Source organism: Streptomyces sp. NPDC126497, assembly GCF_040302425.1.
Lineage (GTDB): Bacteria > Actinomycetota > Actinomycetes > Streptomycetales > Streptomycetaceae > Streptomyces.
Window position 1 is genome coordinate 1 of record NZ_JBEORT010000035.1, and the last position, 20,539, is coordinate 20,539.

Sequence of the window (20,539 nt, forward strand, 5' to 3'; positions counted from 1 at the left end):
GGCCGACACCACCCCCGGCGGACTGCCCCGCCGCCGCAGCGGCGGGCGGACCGGCGCGGACGCCCCGCGGACCGCCGCGCAGACCGGGGCCGGGCCGGGCGCCGCCGTGGCCGCCGTACCGCCGGACGCCTCCTTCGCCGGCCTCGCCGCCTTCGCCGTCGCCGGACGCGCCGGCGACCATGACACCCCCACCGGACGCGAGTCCACCGAGCACCGCACCGAAGAGAGCGACCAGACCGCATGACGCAGCAGGGAACCGACGTGAGCTGGGCGCTCCGCGACCTCGTCGAGAGCATCCAGGAGATCCGCTTCGCCCTCGTGGCCTCCAGCGACGGCAAGGCCATCACCTCCTACGGGGCGGACGACCCCGACGACGTCGACCGCTTCGCGGCGGTGGTGGCCGGTCTGCAGGCCCTGGCCCAGCCGGTCGCCGAGCAGTTCCCCGCCTACGCGGGACAGCTGCGGCTGGCGATGATCGAGGTCGACGGCGGCCACCTCTTCGTGGTCCGCGCCGGCGTGGAGACCTACCTTGGCGTCCTCGCCCGGGAAGGCCTGGACCAGGGACTGCTCGGCCACCAGATGAGGGACCTCGCCCGCAGAATGGGCGAACTCCTCGGGACCACTCCGCGCCTGGAGGAGCACTCTGGATGAGTGCTCCCCGCCGGCCGACGGACCCGTCCGGTCTCGAGCGCTACTACGTCCTCACCCGGGGGCGCAGCGGACCGGGCGGTGCGGCGGCCGGCCTCGACGTGGCGACCCTCGTCGTCTCCCGCCCGGGTCCCCTCCCGGGCCTGCAGCACGAGCACGAGGAGATCGTCCGGCTCTGCCGTGAGCCGCTCTCGGTCGCCGAACTCGGCGCCCACCTCGGGCTGCCGTTCAACATTCTCGCGGTGCTGCTGTCGGACCTGCTGGACGCGGGCCGGGTCGAAGCCCGTGACCCCGTCCCGGCACACGTCGCCGGCCGCGGGCCCGACCTCGCGCTCCTTGAGGAGGTACTCAGTGGACTTGAAAGGCTTTGACCGGCCCGGCCGGCACGGCGACGGAGGCATCCGCTCGGTCAAGGTGATGATCGCCGGTGGCTTCGGAACCGGGAAGACCACCATGGTCCGCTCGGTCAGCGACATCAGGCCGCTCACCACCGAGGAGACGCTCACCCAGGCCAGCGTCGGCGTCGACGACCTCATCGGGGTCGCCGACAAGTCGCAGACCACCGTCAGCCTGGACTTCGGCAAGATCGGCCTCAACGACAGCCTGGTGCTGTACCTGTTCGGCACGCCGGGCCAGGAGCGGTTCTGGTTCCTGTGGAACGGGCTGTTCAAGGGGGCGCTCGGCGCGGTCGTCCTGGTGGACACCCGGCGGCTGGCCTCCAGTTTCCGGGCGATCGAGGAGATGGAGCGGCAGCGGGTGCCGTTCGTCATCGCCCTCAACGTCTTCCCCGACTCCAAGGACTTCCCGGTCGAGGAGATACGGGACGCCCTGGACATCCCCGCGCACATCCCGGTGGTGTCCTTCGACGCCCGTGACCGTGCCTCCAGCCGTGACGTGCTGGTCGCCCTGATCCGGCACCTGAGGGAACGCTCGGCCGTCGCCGTGGAGTCCCGATGAGCGGCCCCGAGACCCCCCGCGGCTGCCCCGTCGCCCACCACGGCGCCGAGCTCACCCGGCTGTACGGACCGGAGGCGGCCACCGACCCGGCCGGCATCTACGAACGGCTGCGCAAGGAGCACGGCCCGGTGGCGCCCGTGCTCCTGGAGGGCGAGGTGCCGGCCTGGCTGGTGCTCGGCTACCGGGACGCCCGCCGGGTCCTGGACAATCCCCGCCAGTTCACCCGGGACGCCCGCATCTGGCGGGACCGGGCCGAGGGCCGCGTCGACGAGAACTCACCGCTGATCCCGATGCTCGGCTGGCGTCCCGACTGCGTCTCCCAGGACGGCGAACCGCACCGCAGGCTCCGCGCGGCCGTCACCGACGCCCTCCAGGCCGCGGCCGGCCGCGGCATCCGCCGGCACGCCACGCACTACGCCAACAAGCAGATCGACGCGTTCGCGGACACCGGGCGCGCCGACCTGGTGCACGACTACGCCGAGTACCTGCCGATGCTGGTGCTCAGCCGTCTGCTGGGGCTGCCCGAGGCGGAGGGGCGCGCCCTGGTCGAGTCCTGCGCCCAGGTCCTCAGGGGCGGCGAGAACGCCGTCGCCCACGACGCGCGCATCCAGGAGATCCTCGGCGAACTCGTCGTGCGCAAACGCTCCGAGCCCGGCAGCGACCTCGCCACCGCCCTGCTGGAGCACCGCGCCGGGCTCGACGAGGACGAGGTCGTCAGCCATCTGCGTCTGGTGCTGATCGCCGCGCACACCACCACCAGCAATCTGCTGGCCCGGGTGCTGCAGCTGGTGCTCACCGACACCTCGCGGCTCTCCGGGCTGGTCAGCGGCCGGCTGAACGTCTCCGAGGTCGTGGAGGAGGTCATGTGGGACAGCCCGCCGCTGGCCGTCCTGCCGGGCCGCTTCGCCGCGAGCGACCTCGAGCTCGGCGGTCACCGCCTCCAGGAGGGCGATCTGCTGGTGCTGGGGCTCGCCGCGGGCAACCGGGACCCCGAGATCCGCCCGGACGCCGGGGTGCCCGTCCAGGGCAACCAGGCGCACCTGGCGTTCAGCTCGGGCCCGCACGAGTGCCCCGGGCAGAACATCGGCCAGGCACTCATCGAGATCGCCGTCGGCGTCCTGCTGCACCGGCTGCCCGGACTGCGGCTGGCGGTGGACCCGGAGGAGCTCAGCTCGACCGCCTCCACCTGGGAATCCCGACTGGACGCCCTGCCCGTCGAGTTCGGCGGGTGACGGCGCCGCCCGGCCCCGGCGGCCGGGCGGCACGGCCCTCTCACACGGTCAGCAGATCGTCCACCGAGCCCCGCCCGGCCTGTTCGGCGGTGGCCACGGGGCCCTCCTTCGCCGCCGCGTACCGGCCGGTGGTCAGCGCCCACTCGTAGTTGCCGTTGATCCAGTGCCGGATGGCCTCCACGCCCCGGTGCACCCGGTCCCGCCCGTCCGCGTCCAGTCCGAGCTCGTCGCACATCCCCGGCACCCGCGCCTCGAGTTCGACGTACTCCGCCAGACGGGCGGTCGTCATGCGGTACGCCTCGGCGGCGGCCTCCTCCCAGGAGCAGCCCCGCTCCCGGTGCAGGACGGCGATGAGGTTGTGCCCGTCGCCGCGACGGCGCTCCCGCTCGAAGGAGTGGACGTCGTTCATGAACCCGATGGTGTCCGCGGCCAGATCGCGCAGCCGCTCCATCAGCGGGTGCGCCATCGCCTGCGCGGGGACCTCGAAGCCGCGGCTGCGCTCGCCCGCGTCGATGCTGTGGTGGATGCCGACGGTACGGCGCCGGAAGGCCGCGTACTCGTCCAGGCCGAGGGTCCCGGCCAGCCCCCGGGCGGCCAGGTCGACCTCCTCGCAGTGCGCCACCAGGAACCGCCCCCAGGAGGCCGCGAACCGGGTCTGCCAGGTCAGGGACATGCCGTCCGAGAGGCGGGCCCAGACCTGGGCCCAGGCCAGCGTGATGGGGCAGGCGACCCTGGGTGTGCTCCCCGCCGGCCGCAGCGGGGTCACGATCAGCTCCCGGGCCACCTCGGCTATGCGGTCGGCGCGGTCGGGCCGCCCGGCGTCGAACTGGTCGTCGAAGAGGAACGCGAGGGAGAACCAGTTCATCAGGACGACCAGATCCTCCGCCGAGGCGTACGGATAGGTGCGGGCGGCGGCCTGGGGGAGGTCCCAGGACCGGTACTCCTCGAAGCCCGCCCGGCTGCGGACCAGTCCCATCTCCCGCACCCAGCGCAGATGACGTGCCCGCGCGTACTCCAGATGGCCGCTGACGGGAGTGTCGAAGGGGAGGTCGAACCGGACGTCCTGAGACATGTGTTTCCTTTCGGGAGACGGAACGCAGAGTCCCCCGGCCCTGCGAGCGGACGGCCACGACGGCTGCCGTCCGCGCACTCGAACTCGGCTTTTCGAAACGGAAGTTGAATCGAGAAGCGCTACGAGGATGCCCCAAGATCAAATCATCTACACCGTGACGGTTGGTGATCTCCGTTACTGCGGATGGCAGTTGGGGCGTGTACCTTCGTCCTTCCTCCGGAAGTCCCCTGCGGCGGAACCCGCTTGAATCCGGCGAGCGGGGATAGGCGTCACCTACAGGGCGGGGCAGGAGCGCCCCGTGCCCCGGACCCCGCGGAGGAGACATGACCCTGGTGACGACCGGCGTGGTGGTGCTGGACTGTGCCGAACCCGAGAAACTCGCCGAGTTCTACAGGGAACTGCTGGGCGCGCAGGACGTCGACGCCCATGCCAACCGGGTGGAGATCAGGGCCGCCGACGGCTTCCGCCTGGCGCTGCGCCGCGACGTCAACGCCACCGCCCCGAGCTGGCCCCGCCCGGAGAACTCCCTCCAGGCGCACCTGGAGTTCGTGGTGGACGACCTGGACGCGGTGGAACGCCTGATCGTGGGCCTCGGCGGGCGCCCGATGGAGGCGGGCGACGCCTCGGGCCCCACCGGGGAACGCGGCTACGCCGACCCGGCGGGCCACTCCTTCACCGTCCGCCGGGGCACACCGACGGCGCCCAAGCAGGGCTGACCCGCCGTCCCCGGGGACGGCGGGCCGGGCGTGCGTCCCCGTCAGTCGCGGCCGCCCCGGTCCGGGACCGGCCAGGTGCCCGTGGAGCGTTCGATGGCCTTGGCGCCGGCCCGGTCCACGGCACTGCGCACCACCGCGAAGATGGCGCCCTGGATCGCCGCGGCCAGCAGGATCTCCCCCCAGCGGCGGTCCCGGTCCAGCGCGTCCGGAGCGTCGTCCTCGTGCCGGATCACCTTCCAGGTCTTCTGGAACGCCATCCCCGCCACGGTGCCGCTGGTCCAGCCCAGCGCGAAGCCGATCGGCTTGTACGCCAGGGGCAGCTTCTTCTTCGCCTTCTTGCTCTTGTTCGCCACGTGGATCTCCTAGGGTCGTCTTCGTCGTCTCGTCGGTGGATGGGGCGTCGGGTCCGGGCGGTCAGGGGCGGCCCGGAGCCGGCACCTCCTCGCCGGCCGGCACCGGGCCGGGCGGGGTGCCGTCCCCGAACGGCCGGCCGCCCAGCTCCTCACGGTGGTGGGGCGCCGTCCAACCGGACAGGTCGGGACCGAGGGGCACGATGCCGGACGGGTTGATGCCGGTGTGCACCCGGTAGTAGTGCCGCTTGATGTGGTCGAAGTCCACGGTGTCGCCGAAGCCGGGCGTCTGGTACAGGTCGCGGGCGTACGCCCACAGCACCCGGTTCTCCGACAGCTTCCACCGGTTGCACTTGAAGTGGCCGTGGTACACCGCGTCGAACCGCACCAGTGTGGTGAACAGCCTGATGTCCGCCTCGGTGAGGGTGTCGCCCACCAGGTACCGCTGCCGCTCCAGCCGCCCCGCCAGCAGCTCCAGCCGCCGGAACAGGGCCGCGCACGCGGTCTCGTACTCCTCCTGGCCCGTGGCGAAACCCGCCCGGTACACACCGTTGTTGACGTCCTGGAAGACGTCCTCCATCAGCGCGTCGATCTCGTCGCGCCGCGCCCGCGGATACAGATCGGGCGCCCCCTCGCGGTGCAGGGCCGTCCACTCCGTGGCGAGGTCCAGGGTGATCCGCTGGTAGTCGTTGGTGACCAGCTGCCCGCTGGGCACGTCCACGACCGCCGGCACGCTCACCCCGCCCGGGTGGCCCGGCTCCCGCCGGTCGTACGCCTCGCTCAGGTACCGGATGCCGAGCACCGGGTCGCGGCCGTCCGGATCCAGGGTGAAGCGCCAGCTGCGGTCGTCCTGGACCGGGTCCGCGACGGCCAGGGACAGCGCGCCCTCCAGCCCGAGCAGCCGCCGGGAGACCAGTGCCCGGCTCGCCCACGGGCAGGCACGGCTCACCACGAGCCGGTAGCGCCCGGCCTCCACCGGCCACCCGTCCCGCCCGTCCGCGGTGATCCGGTCCGCGAAGTGGGCCCTCGACCGCTTGAACGCCTTCCTGCCGTACGCGCTGTTGCCGCCGCCCCCGTCGTCGCGGCCGCCCATGACGCTCTCCTTCCCGCCGTTCGGATGTCCCGGTGACCGCGTTCCCCGTTTTCCGCCGACGGCACGGTGTGACGTGGGCCGACCGGGGCAATCGGCCGACGTGAGCACACGATCGGATCGCAGAACACGCGTCACCGTGCTGGTGGCGCTCGCAGCCAACCTGGTGATCGCGGTCGCCAAGGCCGTCGGCGGACTCCTCGCGGCCTCGCCCGCCCTGCTCTCGGAGGCGGCGCACTCGGTGGCCGACAGCCTGAACGAGGTGTTCCTGCTGGCCGCACTGCGGCGCAGCCGGCGCCCCGCCGACCGGCGCCACCCCTTCGGCTACGGCAAGGAACGGTTCTTCTGGTCGCTGCTCGCCGCCGTCGGGATCTTCGTGATGGGCGGCTGCTTCAGCTTCTACCAGGGCGTCGACGCCCTCAGGAACGGCGGCGACGAGAAGCTGAGCGGCTACGTCGCCGGGCTGGTCGTGCTCGGTGTCGCCCTGCTCGCCGAGGGCGGCTCGCTGCTGCGGGCCCTGTACCAGGTGCGCCGGCAGGGCGGCTCGGCCGACGGGCTGCGCGATCCGGCGCTGCGCACGGTGGTCGCCGAGGACGGCACCGCGGTGGTGGGCGTCACCCTGGCCATCGCCGGCATGGCACTGCACATGATCACCGGTCAGGTGGTGTGGGAGGCGTCCGCCTCGCTCGCCATCGGCGCGCTGCTGGTCTACGTCGCCTACCGCCTCGGGCGCGAGGCCCGCGACCAGCTGATCGGCGAGGCCGCGGACCCCGAGGCGAGCGGACGCATCCGGGAACTGCTGCGGGCCCAGCCCGAGATCGACAGCGTGGAGGCGCTCCTCACCATGAAGACCGGCCTGGACAGCGTCCTGGTGGCCGCACGCGTCGATCTGGTGCCCGGAATGGACAGCGAACGGGTGGAGGAGGTCGCCGTGCGCATCAAGCGGTCCATCGCCCGTGTGTTCCCCGAGGCGGAACAGATCTTCCTCGACGTCACCGACCGGGGCTCCCCGGAGGCGCGGGAGGCATGGGAAAGCCCCGCCGCGACGGGGGAACGCGGCGGGGCCTGAGGCACGGATGCCCCGCGGGCGGGGCTCCATGCGCACCGGGGCGAGGAATTTCCGCCCCGGCCCTCCCCCGCCCGCCGGGCCCGCGCCCGTCAGTCCCGCCCGGACCGCTCCAGGACGAAGACGGGGATCTCACGGTCCGTCTTCTCCTGGTACTCGGCGTACGGCGGGAAGGCCGCGACGGCGCGCTTCCACCACTCGGCCTTCTCCTCGCCGGTGACCTCACGGGCCGTCATGTCCCACTTGAGCGGGCCGTCCTGGAGCTCGACGTGCGGGTCGGCCTTGACGTTGTGGTACCAGACCGGGTGCTTGGGCGCGCCGCCCAGCGAGGCGACCGCCGCGTACCGTCCCTCGTGCTCGACCCGCATCAACGGGGTCTTGCGCAGCTTGCCGCTCCTCGCGCCCCGGCTGGTCAGCACGATGACGGGCCTGCCCTGCAGGGTCGTCCCCTCCGTGCCGCCGGAACTCTCGTACAGCTCCACCTGTTCGCGCACCCACTGCGTCGGACTCGGGTCGTACTCGCCCTGGAGAGGCATGGCATCCATCCCGTCGTTCTCGCGTACTGCGATCGAGTCGATCATTCCTGCACCACCATCGCACGCCGAACGCGTCCGAACCGGGGCCGCGGGCCGTCAGGCGGGCGCCACCGCCATGCGGACCGCGAGGGCCGTCATCACCCCGGAGGCCACCAGCGCGGTCACCAGCCGGCCCCGGTGACCGGTCAGCGCCCGGCCCAGCAGGGCGCCGCCGGCGGCGAGCAGCACCTGCCAGCTCGCGGACGCGGCGAAGGCCGCCGTCACGAAGACGGTCCGCTCCAGGGGGCCGGCCGCCTCCCCGCCGCGGGAGCCGAGCACGAGCGCCGTGAAGTAGATCACGGTGGTGGGGTTCAGCAGGGTGATCCCGAGCAGCGACAGATACGCGCGGGCGGCACCCGGGGGAGTGGCCCGGGGGCGGGTGGCGAGCGGCCGCCCGCGGTAGCGGCGCACGGCCCCGGCCGCGCCCCACGCCGCCAGTGCGAGCAGCACCGGCACACAGGCCCACCGCATCGGCCCCAGGACCGGCCGCAGCGCCGACGCGAGGGCCGAACCGCCCACCGTGGCGGCGAGGGCGTACAGTCCGTTGGCCGTGGCGACGCCGAGGGCCGCGCAGATCCCGGTGCGCAGGGTGGTGCGGGCGGTGAGGGAGACGAGGTAGGTCCCGACGGCGCCCACGGGTACGGCGATGGCGTAGCCGGCGAGCAGCCCCGCGAGCAGGGCGGCCGTCATGGGCGCGGCGGCGTCGGGCCTCCCCGGGGAGCGGACCGCTGCTGTCGGTCCCCCGCGGCGGCGGTGGCGGACGACGGCGACGGGAGGAGGCTCGTGGGCATGGCAGGATCCTGGGACCCTCCGCCCGCGACGGGCAAGCGGTTTTCCGTCCGGCCGCGGCACCCACGGGCGGATCCGGCGAGGCCCGCCGGGCGCGGGCCGGAGGGTCAGGGGCCGGTGCCCGGCTCCAGTACCGTGAGGAAGACCGAGGAGGCGTTGCCCGACACCGGGACCGCACCGGCCCTCCACGGCACCTTCAGGGGATCCCGTTCGTCCGGCGGGGTGACGAGGAGCGCCGCCGGGGTGGCCGCGCGGGCGCCGCTGACCCCGGGGCTCGCGTAGCGCAGCCCCGCCCAGGCGCTGGCGCCGGGCGCCAGGGTGACGGTCGCCGGGTCGCCGGGGGCGCGCTTCGGGTCCCGGCCCAGCCGCTCACCGGCCGCGTCCACGAAGGCGGCGCCCGGATGGCCGTACAGGGTGCAGGTGCGGGAGGAGACGTTCGTCAGCACGACGGGGAGGTTGCGCTGGCCCGCGCCCGGGTCCATCCGGCCGACGGCGGCGCTCAGCTCGGCGGTGCGGCACCGGGACACCGGGCGGTCCGGGTGCCCGGCGGCCGTCGGGGACCGGCCGTCCGCGGCACCGTCGGCGTCGCTCGGGACGGCGCCGCGCGGGGAGTCGACGACCGTCCGCGCGGCGGACGCGGGAGGCCGCGGGGCACCGCCCGCCGTCCCGTCGCCGGTGCCGCAGGAGGCCAGCGCGCCCAGCAGCACCAGCGCGCCCGTCGCCACCGCCGTCGTGCGCCGTGACCCGTTCGCCATGGCTCATCCCCTGTCACATCTCGTCCACCAGGGCCAGTTCCGACCAGATGGTCTTGCCGTCGGCCGTGTGTCTGCTGCCCCAGCGCTGGGTGAGCTGGGCGACCAGCAGCAGGCCCCGGCCGCCCTCGTCCCAGGTCTTGGCCCGGCGCAGGTGCGGCGCGGTGTGGCTGGTGTCGGACACCTCGCAGATCAGCGTCGAGGCGTCGTGGATCAGCCGCAGCCGGATGGGCGGGGCGCCGTACCGGATGGCGTTGGTGACCAGCTCGCTCACCACCAGCTCCGCGGTGAACGACGCCTCGGTCAGCGCCCAGGCGGCCAGCTGGTCGAGGACCTGCTTGCGGATGGGGGCGACCAGCGCCGGATCGGCGGGGATGTCCCAGGTGGCGACCTGCGCGGCCGGCAGCCCGCGGGTACGGGCCAGCAGCAGGGCCACGTCGTCCGTCGCGCCGCCCGGCGCGAGCAGGGTGTGCAGGACCCGGTCGCAGGTCTCGTCGAGCGGGCCCGCGGCGTTGGACAGCGCCTCGCGGAGGAGGGCGTGACCGGCTTCGGCGTCCCGTCCGCGGGACTCGACCAGCCCGTCGGTGTAGAACGCCAGCACCGCGCCGTCGGGCAGCTCCAGCTCGGCCGACTCGAAGGGCAGGCCGCCCAGGCCCAGCGGCGGCCCCGAGGGCAGTTCCAGGTGCCGGGCCGGACCGCCCGGCGGGATCAGGACCGGCGGGGGATGCCCCGCCCGGGACAGGCTGCAGCGCCGCGACACCGGGTCGTACACCGCGTACAGACAGGTCGCGCCGACCTCGCCCGACCCGGGGTCGCCGCCCGACTCGTGCGACAGGTGGAGCACCAGGTCGTCGAGGTGGGTGAGCAGTTCGTCGGGCGCGAGGTCGATGTCGGCGAGGGTGCGCACCGCGGTGCGCAGCCGGCCCATGGTCGCGGACGCCTGGATGCCGTGTCCGACGACCTCCCCGACCACCATGGCCACCCGCATCCCGGACAGCGGGATCACGTCGAACCAGTCCCCGCCGACACCGGAGCGCGCGGCCGGCAGGTAGCGGGTGGCCGCCTCCACGGCGGCCGTGTGCGGCAGGGCGCGGGGGAGCAGGCTGCGCTGGAGCGCCAGGGTGGTCTCGCGCTCCCGGGAGTAGCGGCGGGCGTTGTCGATGCAGACGGCGGCGCGTGCGGTGACCTCCTCGGCCAGCAGCACGTCGTCGTGGGTGAACGACTCGGGACGGGCGAAACGGGTGAAGGCGGCCACCCCGAGGGTCGTGCCGCGCGCCTGCAGCGGGACGGACAGCATGGAGTGGACGCCGAACTCCCGGACCTGCCGGGCGCGCGCCTCGTCCACCGCGAGCCACGGGTCGAGGTCGCCGGAGGGCACCGAGGCCACGATGCTGTGCCCGGCGATCAGCGAGTCGGCCTGGGGCGCGGCGGCGGGGTAGACGACGACCTCACCCGTGCGGGCGACCGCCTCGGGGCTGCCCGGGGTGAGGGACTGGTGGGCCACCCGGCGCAGTGAGACCGGTGTGGTCAGCGGGCCCGCGGGCTCGCCCCCGGGTTCCTCGGGCTCCAGCAGGTCCACGCTGACGAAGTCGGCGAGCGCCGGCACGCACACCTCGGCCAGTTCCTGCGCCGTCCGGGCGACGTCCAGGGTGGTGCCGATGCGGATGCTGGCCTCGTTGACCAGCTGCAGCCGCTCCCGCGCCCGGAACTGCTCGGAGAAGTCGTGGGCGGTCACGCACACGCCCCGCACCCGGCCGGACCGGTCGGTGAGCGGGGCGAGCCGGGCCAGCCAGGCGTGCGCGCGGTTCTCGCTGGTGGCCTTCATGTACGTCTGCATGTCGTGCGGCCGCCCGGCTCGCAGCACCTGGCGCAGCTGCCGCTCGAGTTCGGCGTGCTGCGGCCGGCCGCCGATGTCGGTGGGCCTGAGCCCCCGCAGGTGGGGGGCGGGCAGGCCGAGGAGATGGGCCATGGCGTCGTTGACGCCGCGCAGGCGCAGCCGCTCGTCGAAGACCATCGTGGCGCAGGGCGACTGGAACACGGCCGTCCTGACCAGCGGATCGTCGGGCAGTTCCTGGTCCGTGGCCTCCAGCGGGGTGACGGCGAGCCAGTCACCGGTGCCGCCGTCCGCCGGCTCCCTGTGGTGGGCGAGCACCCACACCGTGACGGTGCCGCCGTCGCGGTGCCGCAGGGCGAGGGTGCCGCTCCAGCGGGCGGCCGGGAGCCGGGGCGGGCCCGAGCCCTCGGCCAGCAGCTCGACGGCCGAACGGCCGACGACCTCCTCGGCCGTGTGCCCCAGCAGCAGGCGCGCGCCCTCGCTCCACCGCGTGAGCGTGCCGTCGGCGGCGATGACGGCCCGGGCCGCCACGGCATCGTCGAACGGGTCGTCCGGCCTCATCCTCGCCACTCCATCGCGCACACTCACCGTGAACCGGTGCATCGCCTGGGCCCAGCCTAGTGGGTCGCGGCCCGACGCGGACTGCGAACCTCCGCTCCGGGCGAGCGCCACCAGTCCTGTCCCCACCGTTGACGCAGTGTCACACCTGCCACAACCATGGTCCGCGTACGGAAATGGGAGCGCTCCCATAAGTGCTCCCCGTGCCCCCGCACCTCCCCAAGAGGAGCCATACGTGAACAGACGCAGAACCGCCCTGCTGTCCCTGACCGGCCTGCTGGCGACCGCGCTCACCGCGCTGCCCGCCGCTCCGGCCGGGGCCGACGAGGTGGAACAGGTCCGCAACGGCGCCTTCGACAACGGCACCGACTCCTGGTGGGCCTCCGCCGACGTCGCCGCGGGCCCGTCCGAGGGCCGCCTGTGCGCCGACGTCCCCGGCGGCACCGCCAACCGCTGGGACGCGGCCGTCGGCCAGAACGACATCACCCTGGTGAAGGGCGAGTCGTACCGCTTCTCCTTCAGCGCCACCGGCTCGCCCGCCGGTCATGTCGTGCGGGCGATCGTCGGCCTGCAGGTGGCGCCGTACGACACCTACTACGAGGTGTCCCCGCAGCTCAGCGTCTCGGGGGACACCTACTCGTACACCTTCACCTCGCCCGTCGACACCGCGCAGGGCCAGGTCGGCTTCCAGCTCGGCGGCAGCGCGGACCCCTGGCGGTTCTGCGTGGACGACGTGTCCCTGCTGGGCGGGGTCGCCCCCGAGCCGTACGAGCCCGACACCGGCCCCCGCGTCCGGGTCAACCAGGTCGCCTACCTGCCCTCCGGGCCGAAGAACGCCACCCTGGTCACCGACGCGACCGAGCGGCTGCCCTGGCGGCTGAAGGACGGCGCCGGCCGGGTGGTCCGCACGGGCTGGACGGTGCCGCGCGGCACCGACGCCTCCTCCGGGCAGAACGTCCACTCCCTCGACTTCGGCGGCCACCGCAAGCGGGGGACCGGCTACACCCTGGTCGTGGACGGCGAGACCAGCCGGCCCTTCGACATCGACGCGAGCGCCTACGAACGGCTGCGGCTGGACTCGGCGAAGTACTACTACACCCAGCGCAGCGGCACGGCGATCCGCGACGACCTGCGCCCCGGCTACGGCCGCCCGGCCGGACACGTGGACGTCGCTCCCAACCAGGGCGACGGCGACGTGCCCTGCCAGCCCGGCGTCTGCGACTACACCCTCGACGTCACCGGCGGCTGGTACGACGCAGGCGACCACGGCAAGTACGTCGTCAACGGCGGCATCAGCACCTGGGAGGTGCTCAGCACCTACGAACGCGCCCGGCACGCCCGCACCGGCGAGGCGGACAAGCTCGGCGACGGCACGCTGAACATCCCGGAGAGCGGCAACAAGGTCCCGGACATCCTCGACGAGGCCCGCTGGGAGCTGGAGTTCCTGCTGAAGATGCAGGTCCCCGACGGTGAGCCGCTGGCCGGAATGGCCCACCACAAGATCCACGACGAGCAGTGGACCGGGCTGCCGCTGCTGCCGAGCGACGACCCGCAGAAGCGGGAACTGCACCCGCCGACCACCGCCGCCACCCTGAACCTCGCGGCCACGGCCGCCCAGGCGGCACGCCTGTACCGCCCCTACGACAAGGAGTTCGCGGCCACCGCCCTCGCGGCGGCCCGCAAGGCCTGGACGGCGGCCCTGGCCCACCCGGACCTGCTCGCCGACCCGGACGACGGCATCGGCGGCGGCGCCTACCCCGACGACACGGTGTCCGACGAGTTCTACTGGGCGGCCGCGGAGCTGTACCTCACCACGGGGGAGCGGCAGTTCAGGGAGTACGTGCTGAACTCCCCGGTGCACACCGCCGACATCTTCGGCCCGACCGGCTTCGACTGGGCGCGCACCGCCGCGGCCGGCCGGCTCGACCTCGCGACCGTGCCCAGCAAGCTGCCCGGCAAGGACAAGGTCCGCCGCTCCGTGGTCAAGGGCGCCGACCGCTACCTGGCCACGCTGAAGGCCCACCCGTACGGCATGCCGTACGCGCCGGACGGCAACGTCTACGACTGGGGCTCCAGCCACCAGGTGCTCAACAACGCGGTCGTCCTCGCCACCGCCTACGACCTCACCGGCGCCTCGAAGTACCGGGACGGCGCGCTGCAGAGCATGGACTACATCCTGGGCCGCAACGCGCTGAACATCTCGTACGTCACCGGTTACGGCGAGGTCAACGCGCACAACCAGCACAGCCGCTGGTACGCCCGCCAGCTCGACCCGAACCTGCCGAACCCGCCCGCCGGCACGCTCTCCGGCGGTCCCAACTCCAGCATCCAGGACCCCCTCGCGCAGTCGAAGCTCCAGGGCTGCGTCGGTCAGTTCTGCTACATCGACGACATCCAGTCCTGGTCCACCAACGAACACACCATCAACTGGAACGCGGCCCTGACCCGCATGGCCTCCTTCGTGGCCGACCAGGGCTGACGCACCCCTTCCGGAAGAGGCCGGCGGCCGCTCGGTCGCCGTCCTCTTCCGGTACCCCTTGAAACCTGCTCTGACCTGCGGTTATTTACGATTCAGTACCCGAGCGGTACCGTGAAGACATGCCAGCTCTCAACGTGGAGTTCAGCGACCGCGAACTCGAGGACCTGCGGCAGATCGCCAAGGAGCGCGGTACGTCCATGAAGGCGCTCGTGCGGGAGGCGGCCGCGGCGGACATAGCCCGCCACCGCGCCCTGCAGGAGGGCGCGGAAGCCTTCCGCCGGTTCTTCGCGTCCCACGCCGACGAATTCGCCGCGGCCTTCCCGGACGACGAACCCTCCGTCCGGGGCGAGGGGCGGGCCGCCTGACCGATGGCACCCGTCCTGCACATCGACGTGCCCTGGCTGCTCCAGCGGCACGAGGAGGTCCTCCCGGACCAGCCCACCGTCAACGACTTCTCCGCCCTCGTCGCGGCCGTCGCCCGGCACCGCGTCGACCCGCCCCGGCTGGGCGTCGACTCCGATCCGGCCTGGCGGGCGGCGGCCCTGCTGCACACCCTCGCCGTGCTCCGGCCGCTGCCCTCGGCCAACGCCCGCTTCGCCTGCGCCACCGCCGTCGCCTACATGTTCGTCAGCGGGGCCGGCATCGACCCGCCCTACGGCGCCCTGGTCGACCTGGCGCGTGACCTGATCTCCGGCGGGACCGACGTCTACGGCGCGGCCGACCGGCTGCGTTCCTGGCAGATCTGAGGCCGCGCCGGACGGGCCGCGCGGGCCGCCGGGAGCCCTCCGGGGCCGCCGGCCGGGGCGGGGGGACCGGGACGGCGGCCGTGCGCGCGGGAGAGCCGCCCCCTTCGCGCACGACCTCCGAGAAGGGCCGTGACCAGGCGACCGCGCTCCGGCGTGCGCCGGGAACGTGCGCGGAGCGCCGTCATGAGCGCGGAGTTCGCACGGGGTGCGGCGGGGATCCGGGCGCCCCCCGGGTCGCCCCGGCTGTGGGCGGCGTGAAAACCCGGGGCGAAAGCCGCCGGCCGCCTTTCCTTTCTGACTTCCTGTCAACGCGCGGATGTTGCCCGAGCGCCTTGTTGGCCGAGCGCGGGTTGTGCGAGAGTGAGCCACCCGTGCGGGGGGTAAAGGCCGGGGTCGCACGCGAGTTGATGAACCGGGTCCGATTCGCCGTCGGTGAATTCGCGCTCCCCGCGCCCCGCCAAAGAGGTATGAACCGATCGGTCTTCCTTTCGGCGTCGGAAACCTCGAAAGACACATGCGCTGTGGGAAGGAACCATCTCAGTGCACACCCCCCACCCCCCTCGGCCCCCGTACCCCCCGCCCGGCGGGGATCCGGAGGAATCCGACGAGTTCCTCGCCGCCCGGCTGCGGAACCGTCCGGAGGGCGAGGCCGCCCGCTCCGTCGCGCTGCTGACGGCGCGGCACTGGCCGTCGATGCACGACTACGCGACCGTCTGCCTCGCGTCGTCGGGGCCGCTCGCCGCCATGGTCACCGCGGCCGCCCTGCACCGGACACTGGGCCGGGTCGCCATCGGCGAATCGGCCGTCGCGCTCCGGCCCGCGCTGCTGGTGGCCGTGCGGGACACGGTCCGCGAGTGGGCCGCGGACGATCGAATAACCGGGGTGGTGCCGGAGCTGCAGAAACCGGCCGGCGGGCGCGGCATGCGCGCGGCGAACACCATGACTCCGGAAAATCGCTCACTCGCTCAGCGGGCATTCCGGTCGCTGCCCGCACGCGCGCGCTGTTTGCTCTGGCACGTCGAGGTCGAGGCCGAGCCGATTTCCGTACCGGCCGGTCTGCTCGGCATGGACCTCGCCGTCGCGACGGGCGCACTCGAACAGGCACGTGAAAAATTCCGTCAGGGTTGTGTCCACGCCCATCAGGAACTGGCACCGACGAAGGACTGCCGCTTCTACAACCGTCTCCTCGACGTCCCCATCCGGCGGGGCGGGGCCCTGCTGCCGGACGTCCGGCAGCATCTGGCGGAGTGCCGCCACTGCCGGAACGCGGCCGAGCAACTGAGCCACTTCGAGGGCGGGCTGGGCACGCTGCTCGCCGAGGCGGTGCTCGGGTGGGGGGCCCGGCGCTACCTCGACTCGCGCCCGGGGCGCGCGACGTCCGGCCCGCGCGGCGGACGCGCCGCCCGCCGCCGGCGCGGGGGCGGGGGCGGGCGGCCCGGCAGCGGCCGGCACCGCGTGCTGTCCCGCATCCCCGTGCCCGGACGGCTGACGGGCCTCGCGCTCCCGGACCCGGTGCGCTCCACCAGGACCCTGCTCACCGGCCTCGGCGCGGTGTCCGCCGGGGTGCTGGTGAGCGTGCTCATCGCCGGGCCCTCCACGCCGGACGGGGGCGCCGCCGATCCGACGGGCTCCACCGGAGCGGTGGGCGGCCACGCGGCCGTGCCCTCCGCGTCCCCGCCCGGCGCCGCCGGGCTGCCCACCGCACCGGAACGGACGCGGTTGCGCAACGTCGCCTCCGGCCGGTGCCTCGACACCCGGGGCGAGCCCCGGGACGGCTCCGGGACCCGGCTGGCGGACTGCTCCTCGGCGTGGACCCAGCAGTGGACGTACGAGGAGGACGGGCTGCTGCGCAGCGTGGCCGACCCCGGTCTGTGCCTGGACTCGCACAAGGACGCCGGTGTCGTCGTCCTCGGCACCTGCGCCGACCCCGGTGACCGGCGGGGCGCCGACGTGCGCTACGACCTCACCGCGCAGGGCGAGCTGGTGCCCCGCTGGGACGTCCAACTGGCCCTCGCTCCGGCGACCCCTGACGCGAACGCCGACATCGTCGTCAAGGTGCGCGACCGGACCGTGGACCAGCGCTGGACCCCCGAACCGGTGCGGACGGACACGGGCTCCCTGTCCATCAGCGGCGCGGACGCCCCGCCGGCCCGGCACGCGGGACTGGCCGGGCCGGTGACGTGATCCCCGGCCGGGGCGGGGCGGGGACCGGCCCCGCCCCGCCCCGGCGCGTGGCGTGGTGGAGCGGGCCGGGGCGGGTCAGCCCGCCGTCTCCGTGAGGGCCTCGGGACCGATCGTGGACGGGGTGGCGTGACCCGACAGGGCCATGGTGAGGTCGAGTTCGGCGAGCAGGCAGCGGATCACGTGCTCGACCCCCGCCTGTCCGTCGAGGCCGAGCCCGTAGACGTACGGACGCCCCAGCAGCACCGCCCGCGCGCCGAGGGCGAGCGCCTTGAAGACGTCGTCGCCGGTGCGCACCCCGCTGTCGAAGAGCACGGTGAGCCGGTCGCCGACGGCCTCCACCACGCCGGGCAGCGCGTCCGCCGCGGCGATCGCCCCGGCCACCTGGCGCCCGCCGTGGTTGGACACCACCACGCCGTCCATCCCGGCGTCGGCGGCGAGCCGCGCGTCATCGGGGTGGAGCACGCCCTTGAGGACGATCGGGCCGTCCCAGTTCTCCCGCAGGAACGCCAGGTCCGGCCAGGACTTGGCGGGGTCGGCGAACATGCCGACGAAGTGCATCACCGCCGCGTTCGGGTCCTCGTGCACCGGCTTGGCCAGCCCCGCCCGGAACGCCGGGTCCGAGAAGTAGTTCGCCGTGCCCACTCCGTGCAGGAACGGCAGGTACGCCTGGTCCAGGTCGCGCGGACGCCACGACAGCAGGGGAGTGTCGAGCGTGACGACGAGCGCCGTGAACCCGGCGGTCCTCGCCCGGTCCAGGAAGCTCCGGGCCACCTCCACGTCCTTCGGCCAGTACAGCTGGAACCAGCGCTCCGCCCCGCCCATCGCCTCCGCGACCTGCTCCATCGGGGTGCTGGACGCGGACGACAGCACGAACGGCACGCCCTGCGCGGCCGCCGCCCGGGCGGCGGCGGACTCGGCGTCCGGATGCATGATCGACAGCACCCCGACCGGAGCCAGCGCGAGCGGCGCCGGCAGCGCGCGGCCCAGCACCTCGACCGACAGATCACGCTCGTGCACGTCCCGCAGCATGCGCGGCACGATCCGGCGGCGCTCGAGCGCGGCCCGGTTGGCGCGGGCGGTGCTGCCGTCGCCCGCGGAGCCCTCGACGTACCCGACCGGCCCCGGGCCCAGCCGCTGCCCGGTCAGCTCCTCCAGCCGGGTCAGATCGGTCGGCAGCCGGGGCACGGCCCCCGTCATCCCGTTCAGATAGATCTCGTACTGGAAGTCGGCCCAGTGCTTCGCCATCCGCCCGCCTCGTCTCCTCGAGCCCGTCGTCCCGGAGCATACTGGCCGGTATGCGCGGGGCGCGTCCAGCGGGGGCGGCAGCGGATCGGCGGTCACCCGCCTCCCGCGGGGTCCGGGCCGGTTCGCGCGGCCGGGAGGACACCGGCCAGTGCCCGGTGTCCATGGTCACCGGCTCCCACGTTCCGCTCCTCAGCGGCTCCATCACGGCCGGAAGGGGCTCCTCGCCGTCCAGTGGACACTTCACCCACGTCACCGGCGGCTCGCCGGGCGGCCGCTCCGGCACGGCCGGTTCGGTGGGCGTGGCGCCCGGGTGCGGGGCCGGTCCGGCGACGACACGGGCCGTCTGCGCGTCGGTCAGGCCCTGGCCCGCGTAGCCGTCGGCCCCCCCAGGGGCGGCCAGGACCCGCCGTCGGCGTCGATCTCCCGCCGGACGTCGTCACTCGGCCGGCCGGACAGGGGCGACTCCCCGTCGACCGGCACGCTCGCGTCGACGAACACCACGCGCCGCAGCCGCCCGCCGATCCGCTCGGCCGACCGGCACGCCGGATGAGCCGTGCCGCACACGAGGACGACGTCCCGCAGGTCGGGCCGCTCCATCTCGTCCACGATGTCCTGGACACGGGTCCGCCGCCCCGTCGGCAGCCCCTGCCTCCCGGCGACCGGACGGCGTCAGGGGGGCGCCCCGTGCCCGCCCGCGCGCGGCTCGTCCGCCACCTCGTCCCACGCCCGGGTCCCGGGCCGGGCACCGGCCACCCGCACGAATCGGCTCGTGCCCGCACCGTGACGGACGCCGGGGACGAGGCCGTTCACCCGCCGTCGGCGCCGGGCTCCGCCTCCTCCGGTTCGTTGTCCGGCCCCCGGTCCCGCACCCGCCGGACGTGCTCCAGCGACTCGCGCAGCTCGGTGAGCCAGTCGTCGGTGTGCCGCTGGACCAGGCGTACGCACCAGGCCAGCGCCTCGCTGCGGCTGCGGGCCACCCCGCCCGCGATGAGGGTGTCGAGGACCTGCCGCTCGGGCTGGCGCAACCGGGTCATCACGGGCGCCGCCACATGCGTGAACAGGACGCGGCGTCCGTCGCACTCCACGCCCCAGGAGACCTTCCGGCCGAAGCGGTGCTCGGCGTCCCGGGCGACCGCGATCCGGTCGCCCCGGGTGCGCTCCCGGAATTCCTGGACGCGGCCCTCGACCGCCGCCTCCCGTTCGGCCGGCGAGGCGTCCTCCGCCGGCCGGGGACCGGGGATGCGGCCGATGACCGTGATCTCCTCGCGGTCGACCGTGACCTCGGTCAGTTCTTCGAAGAGATCGTCGGGGAGCCGGCCGGTGAACCAGCCCCGCAGTTGCTCCCGCTGTTCTGCCGTAATCATGTAATGACGATTACTCGCCTCGTTCATGAACACAAGGTGTCGCGGAACGGTCCGCCGAGAGCGGAACCGGAATGTTTCAGGCCGATTACCGAACGGCCGCATTCCGGCCATCTGGCCACTTCGCGCACCCGCCGTCCGTGCGGTTACGGGGCCGTGCCCCGTACCTTCCGTGACTTCGCGCCACTGATTCAATACGCAAGGTTACCGAAATCCGCATGCCCGATGTGAAGTTCCGGCGCGGACTCGGCAGACTCCCGCACGCCGGTTCGGCACCGACCGGGCACGAGCCGGCGACTCGTCACACGAGCGGAAGGATGCACACAATGCGGAACACCGCGCGCTGGGCCACCACCCTCGGCCTCACGGCCGCCGCCGTCTGCGCACCCCTGTCCGGGGCGGCGCTGGCGGCCCCGGGAACCGCCCCGTCCGCGCTCTACGCCCCCTCGGCCCTGGTGCTCACCGTGGGCCACGGCGACAGCGCGCCGACCGTCACGCCGGAACGCGCGGTCACCCTGACCTGCGCCCCCGGGCCCTCGGGCACCCACCCGGCCGCGGGCGCGGCCTGCGCGGAGATGGACCGGATCGACGGCGACCTCGACGCCCTGACGATGCGGGAGGGCGTCTTCTGCACCCAGCAGTACGACCCGGTGCTCGTCACCGTCGAGGGGGTGTGGCGGGGACAGCGCGTCTCCTACGAGCGCGTCTTCTCCAACGACTGCGTGAGGAACGCTCACGGTTCGAGCGTCTTCGCGTTCTGAGACCGGGATCGCACGGTTTCCCGTGACCGCGCGACGGCCGGTGGATCTGGGGAGTGCCGGCCCTCCCGCGGAGCGTGCGATCCCGCGCAAGGAGGTCGGCGGGCGGAGTGGGGCCGCCCGCCGG

Annotated in this window: 20 protein-coding genes and 2 pseudogenes; 12 read left to right on the top strand and 10 right to left on the bottom strand. The window is 73.9% G+C overall.

Features of this window, described 5'->3' with window-relative positions; genetic code table 11:
- The 5 genes and pseudogenes from ABTY20_RS16870 to ABTY20_RS16890 form a co-directional block, all read left to right on the top strand.
- Nucleotides 1-244: pseudogene (locus tag ABTY20_RS16870) on the top strand (ATP-binding protein); the annotation flags it as partial.
- Entirely contained in the window at nucleotides 241-651 is a 411-nt protein-coding gene (locus tag ABTY20_RS16875; RefSeq protein ID WP_030821389.1) for a roadblock/LC7 domain-containing protein, read from the top strand. The pseudogene ABTY20_RS16870 and the gene ABTY20_RS16875, both read left to right, overlap by 4 nt.
- The gene (locus ABTY20_RS16880) at nucleotides 648-1,019 is read left to right on the top strand and encodes a DUF742 domain-containing protein (protein ID WP_351997772.1); all 372 of its coding nucleotides are present in this window, start codon (nucleotides 648-650) and stop codon (nucleotides 1,017-1,019) included. The genes ABTY20_RS16875 and ABTY20_RS16880 overlap by 4 nt, the downstream gene beginning before the upstream one ends.
- On the top strand, nucleotides 1,000-1,605 hold the full coding sequence (locus ABTY20_RS16885; RefSeq protein ID WP_351997773.1) for a GTP-binding protein: 606 nt from the start codon (nucleotides 1,000-1,002) through the stop codon (nucleotides 1,603-1,605). The genes ABTY20_RS16880 and ABTY20_RS16885 overlap by 20 nt, the downstream gene beginning before the upstream one ends.
- Nucleotides 1,602-2,837, top strand: coding sequence for a cytochrome P450 (locus ABTY20_RS16890; protein ID WP_351997774.1), 1,236 nt, complete (start codon nucleotides 1,602-1,604; stop codon nucleotides 2,835-2,837). Before ABTY20_RS16885 ends, ABTY20_RS16890 begins: the two co-directional genes overlap by 4 nt.
- Nucleotides 2,838-2,877: 40 nt before the next feature.
- On the opposite strand, the gene ABTY20_RS16895 is transcribed toward ABTY20_RS16890, so the two are convergent.
- Nucleotides 2,878-3,909, bottom strand: a complete 1,032-nt coding sequence (locus tag ABTY20_RS16895; protein ID WP_351997775.1) for a 7-epi-alpha-eudesmol synthase — start codon at nucleotides 3,907-3,909, stop codon at nucleotides 2,878-2,880.
- A 323-nt stretch (nucleotides 3,910-4,232) separates the two neighbouring features.
- Here ABTY20_RS16895 and ABTY20_RS16900 point away from each other — a divergent pair, with 323 nt between their 5' ends.
- On the top strand, nucleotides 4,233-4,625 hold the full coding sequence (locus ABTY20_RS16900; protein ID WP_351997776.1) for a VOC family protein: 393 nt from the start codon (nucleotides 4,233-4,235) through the stop codon (nucleotides 4,623-4,625).
- Nucleotides 4,626-4,666: 41 nt separating this feature from the next.
- On the opposite strand, the gene ABTY20_RS16905 is transcribed toward ABTY20_RS16900, so the two are convergent.
- Together ABTY20_RS16905 and ABTY20_RS16910 are read right to left on the bottom strand one after the other, a co-directional pair.
- The gene (locus ABTY20_RS16905; protein ID WP_351997777.1) at nucleotides 4,667-4,978 is read right to left on the bottom strand and encodes a DUF4235 domain-containing protein; all 312 of its coding nucleotides are present in this window, start codon (nucleotides 4,976-4,978) and stop codon (nucleotides 4,667-4,669) included.
- Nucleotides 4,979-5,039: 61 nt separating this feature from the next.
- On the bottom strand, nucleotides 5,040-6,068 hold the full coding sequence (locus ABTY20_RS16910; protein ID WP_351997778.1) for a glutathione S-transferase family protein: 1,029 nt from the start codon (nucleotides 6,066-6,068) through the stop codon (nucleotides 5,040-5,042).
- Here ABTY20_RS16910 and ABTY20_RS16915 point away from each other — a divergent pair.
- Nucleotides 6,067-7,134, top strand: a complete 1,068-nt coding sequence (locus ABTY20_RS16915) for a cation diffusion facilitator family transporter (RefSeq protein WP_351997779.1) — start codon at nucleotides 6,067-6,069, stop codon at nucleotides 7,132-7,134. The genes ABTY20_RS16910 and ABTY20_RS16915 overlap by 2 nt on opposite strands.
- Before the next feature lie 89 nt (nucleotides 7,135-7,223).
- On the opposite strand, the gene ABTY20_RS16920 is transcribed toward ABTY20_RS16915, so the two are convergent.
- The 4 genes from ABTY20_RS16920 to ABTY20_RS16935 all read right to left on the bottom strand — a co-directional run bounded on the left by ABTY20_RS16920 (nucleotide 7,224) and on the right by ABTY20_RS16935 (nucleotide 11,642).
- Complete coding sequence (locus ABTY20_RS16920) at nucleotides 7,224-7,667, bottom strand: nitroreductase family deazaflavin-dependent oxidoreductase (protein WP_351997822.1); 444 nt, start codon at nucleotides 7,665-7,667, stop codon at nucleotides 7,224-7,226.
- Between the two features lie 96 nt (nucleotides 7,668-7,763).
- A complete protein-coding gene (locus tag ABTY20_RS16925; RefSeq protein WP_351997780.1) occupies nucleotides 7,764-8,396 on the bottom strand; it encodes a LysE family transporter in 633 nt (210 codons plus the stop codon).
- 206 nt (nucleotides 8,397-8,602) lie between these two features.
- Nucleotides 8,603-9,250: a DUF4232 domain-containing protein gene (locus ABTY20_RS16930; protein WP_351997781.1), complete on the bottom strand. Its 648-nt coding sequence runs from the start codon at nucleotides 9,248-9,250 to the stop codon at nucleotides 8,603-8,605.
- Nucleotides 9,251-9,263: 13 nt separating this feature from the next.
- Entirely contained in the window at nucleotides 9,264-11,642 is a 2,379-nt protein-coding gene (locus ABTY20_RS16935; protein WP_351997782.1) for a SpoIIE family protein phosphatase, read from the bottom strand.
- Between the two features lie 232 nt (nucleotides 11,643-11,874).
- On the opposite strand from ABTY20_RS16935, the gene ABTY20_RS16940 reads away from it, so the two are divergent.
- From ABTY20_RS16940 to ABTY20_RS16955, 4 genes are all read left to right on the top strand, one after another.
- Nucleotides 11,875-14,118 carry a glycoside hydrolase family 9 protein gene (locus tag ABTY20_RS16940; RefSeq protein WP_351997783.1) on the top strand — a complete coding sequence of 748 codons (2,244 nt, stop codon included), beginning with the start codon at nucleotides 11,875-11,877 and terminating at the stop codon, nucleotides 14,116-14,118.
- Nucleotides 14,119-14,237: 119 nt separating this feature from the next.
- Nucleotides 14,238-14,483 (top strand): hypothetical protein, encoded by a 246-nt coding sequence (locus tag ABTY20_RS16945; protein WP_351997784.1) that lies wholly within the window; start codon nucleotides 14,238-14,240, stop codon nucleotides 14,481-14,483.
- A 3-nt stretch (nucleotides 14,484-14,486) separates the two neighbouring features.
- On the top strand, nucleotides 14,487-14,864 hold the full coding sequence (locus tag ABTY20_RS16950) for a toxin Doc (protein WP_351997785.1): 378 nt from the start codon (nucleotides 14,487-14,489) through the stop codon (nucleotides 14,862-14,864).
- Between the two features lie 540 nt (nucleotides 14,865-15,404).
- On the top strand, nucleotides 15,405-17,048 hold the full coding sequence (locus ABTY20_RS16955; protein WP_351997786.1) for an RICIN domain-containing protein: 1,644 nt from the start codon (nucleotides 15,405-15,407) through the stop codon (nucleotides 17,046-17,048).
- A gap of 75 nt (nucleotides 17,049-17,123) precedes the next feature.
- Here ABTY20_RS16955 and ABTY20_RS16960 read toward each other — a convergent pair whose 3' ends face one another.
- The 3 genes and pseudogenes from ABTY20_RS16960 to abmR form a co-directional block, all read right to left on the bottom strand.
- Nucleotides 17,124-18,293 carry a lactate 2-monooxygenase gene (locus ABTY20_RS16960; protein ID WP_351997787.1) on the bottom strand — a complete coding sequence of 390 codons (1,170 nt, stop codon included), beginning with the start codon at nucleotides 18,291-18,293 and terminating at the stop codon, nucleotides 17,124-17,126.
- A 97-nt stretch (nucleotides 18,294-18,390) separates the two neighbouring features.
- A pseudogene (locus ABTY20_RS16965) lies at nucleotides 18,391-19,052 on the bottom strand (alpha/beta fold hydrolase); the annotation flags it as partial.
- 47 nt (nucleotides 19,053-19,099) lie between these two features.
- Nucleotides 19,100-19,657 (bottom strand): ATP-binding transcription factor AbmR, encoded by a 558-nt coding sequence (abmR, locus tag ABTY20_RS16970; RefSeq protein ID WP_351997788.1) that lies wholly within the window; start codon nucleotides 19,655-19,657, stop codon nucleotides 19,100-19,102.
- 323 nt (nucleotides 19,658-19,980) lie between these two features.
- Here abmR and ABTY20_RS16975 point away from each other — a divergent pair, with 323 nt between their 5' ends.
- Nucleotides 19,981-20,415, top strand: a complete 435-nt coding sequence (locus tag ABTY20_RS16975) for a subtilase-type protease inhibitor (RefSeq protein WP_351997789.1) — start codon at nucleotides 19,981-19,983, stop codon at nucleotides 20,413-20,415.
- Nucleotides 20,416-20,539: the final 124 nt, after the last annotated feature.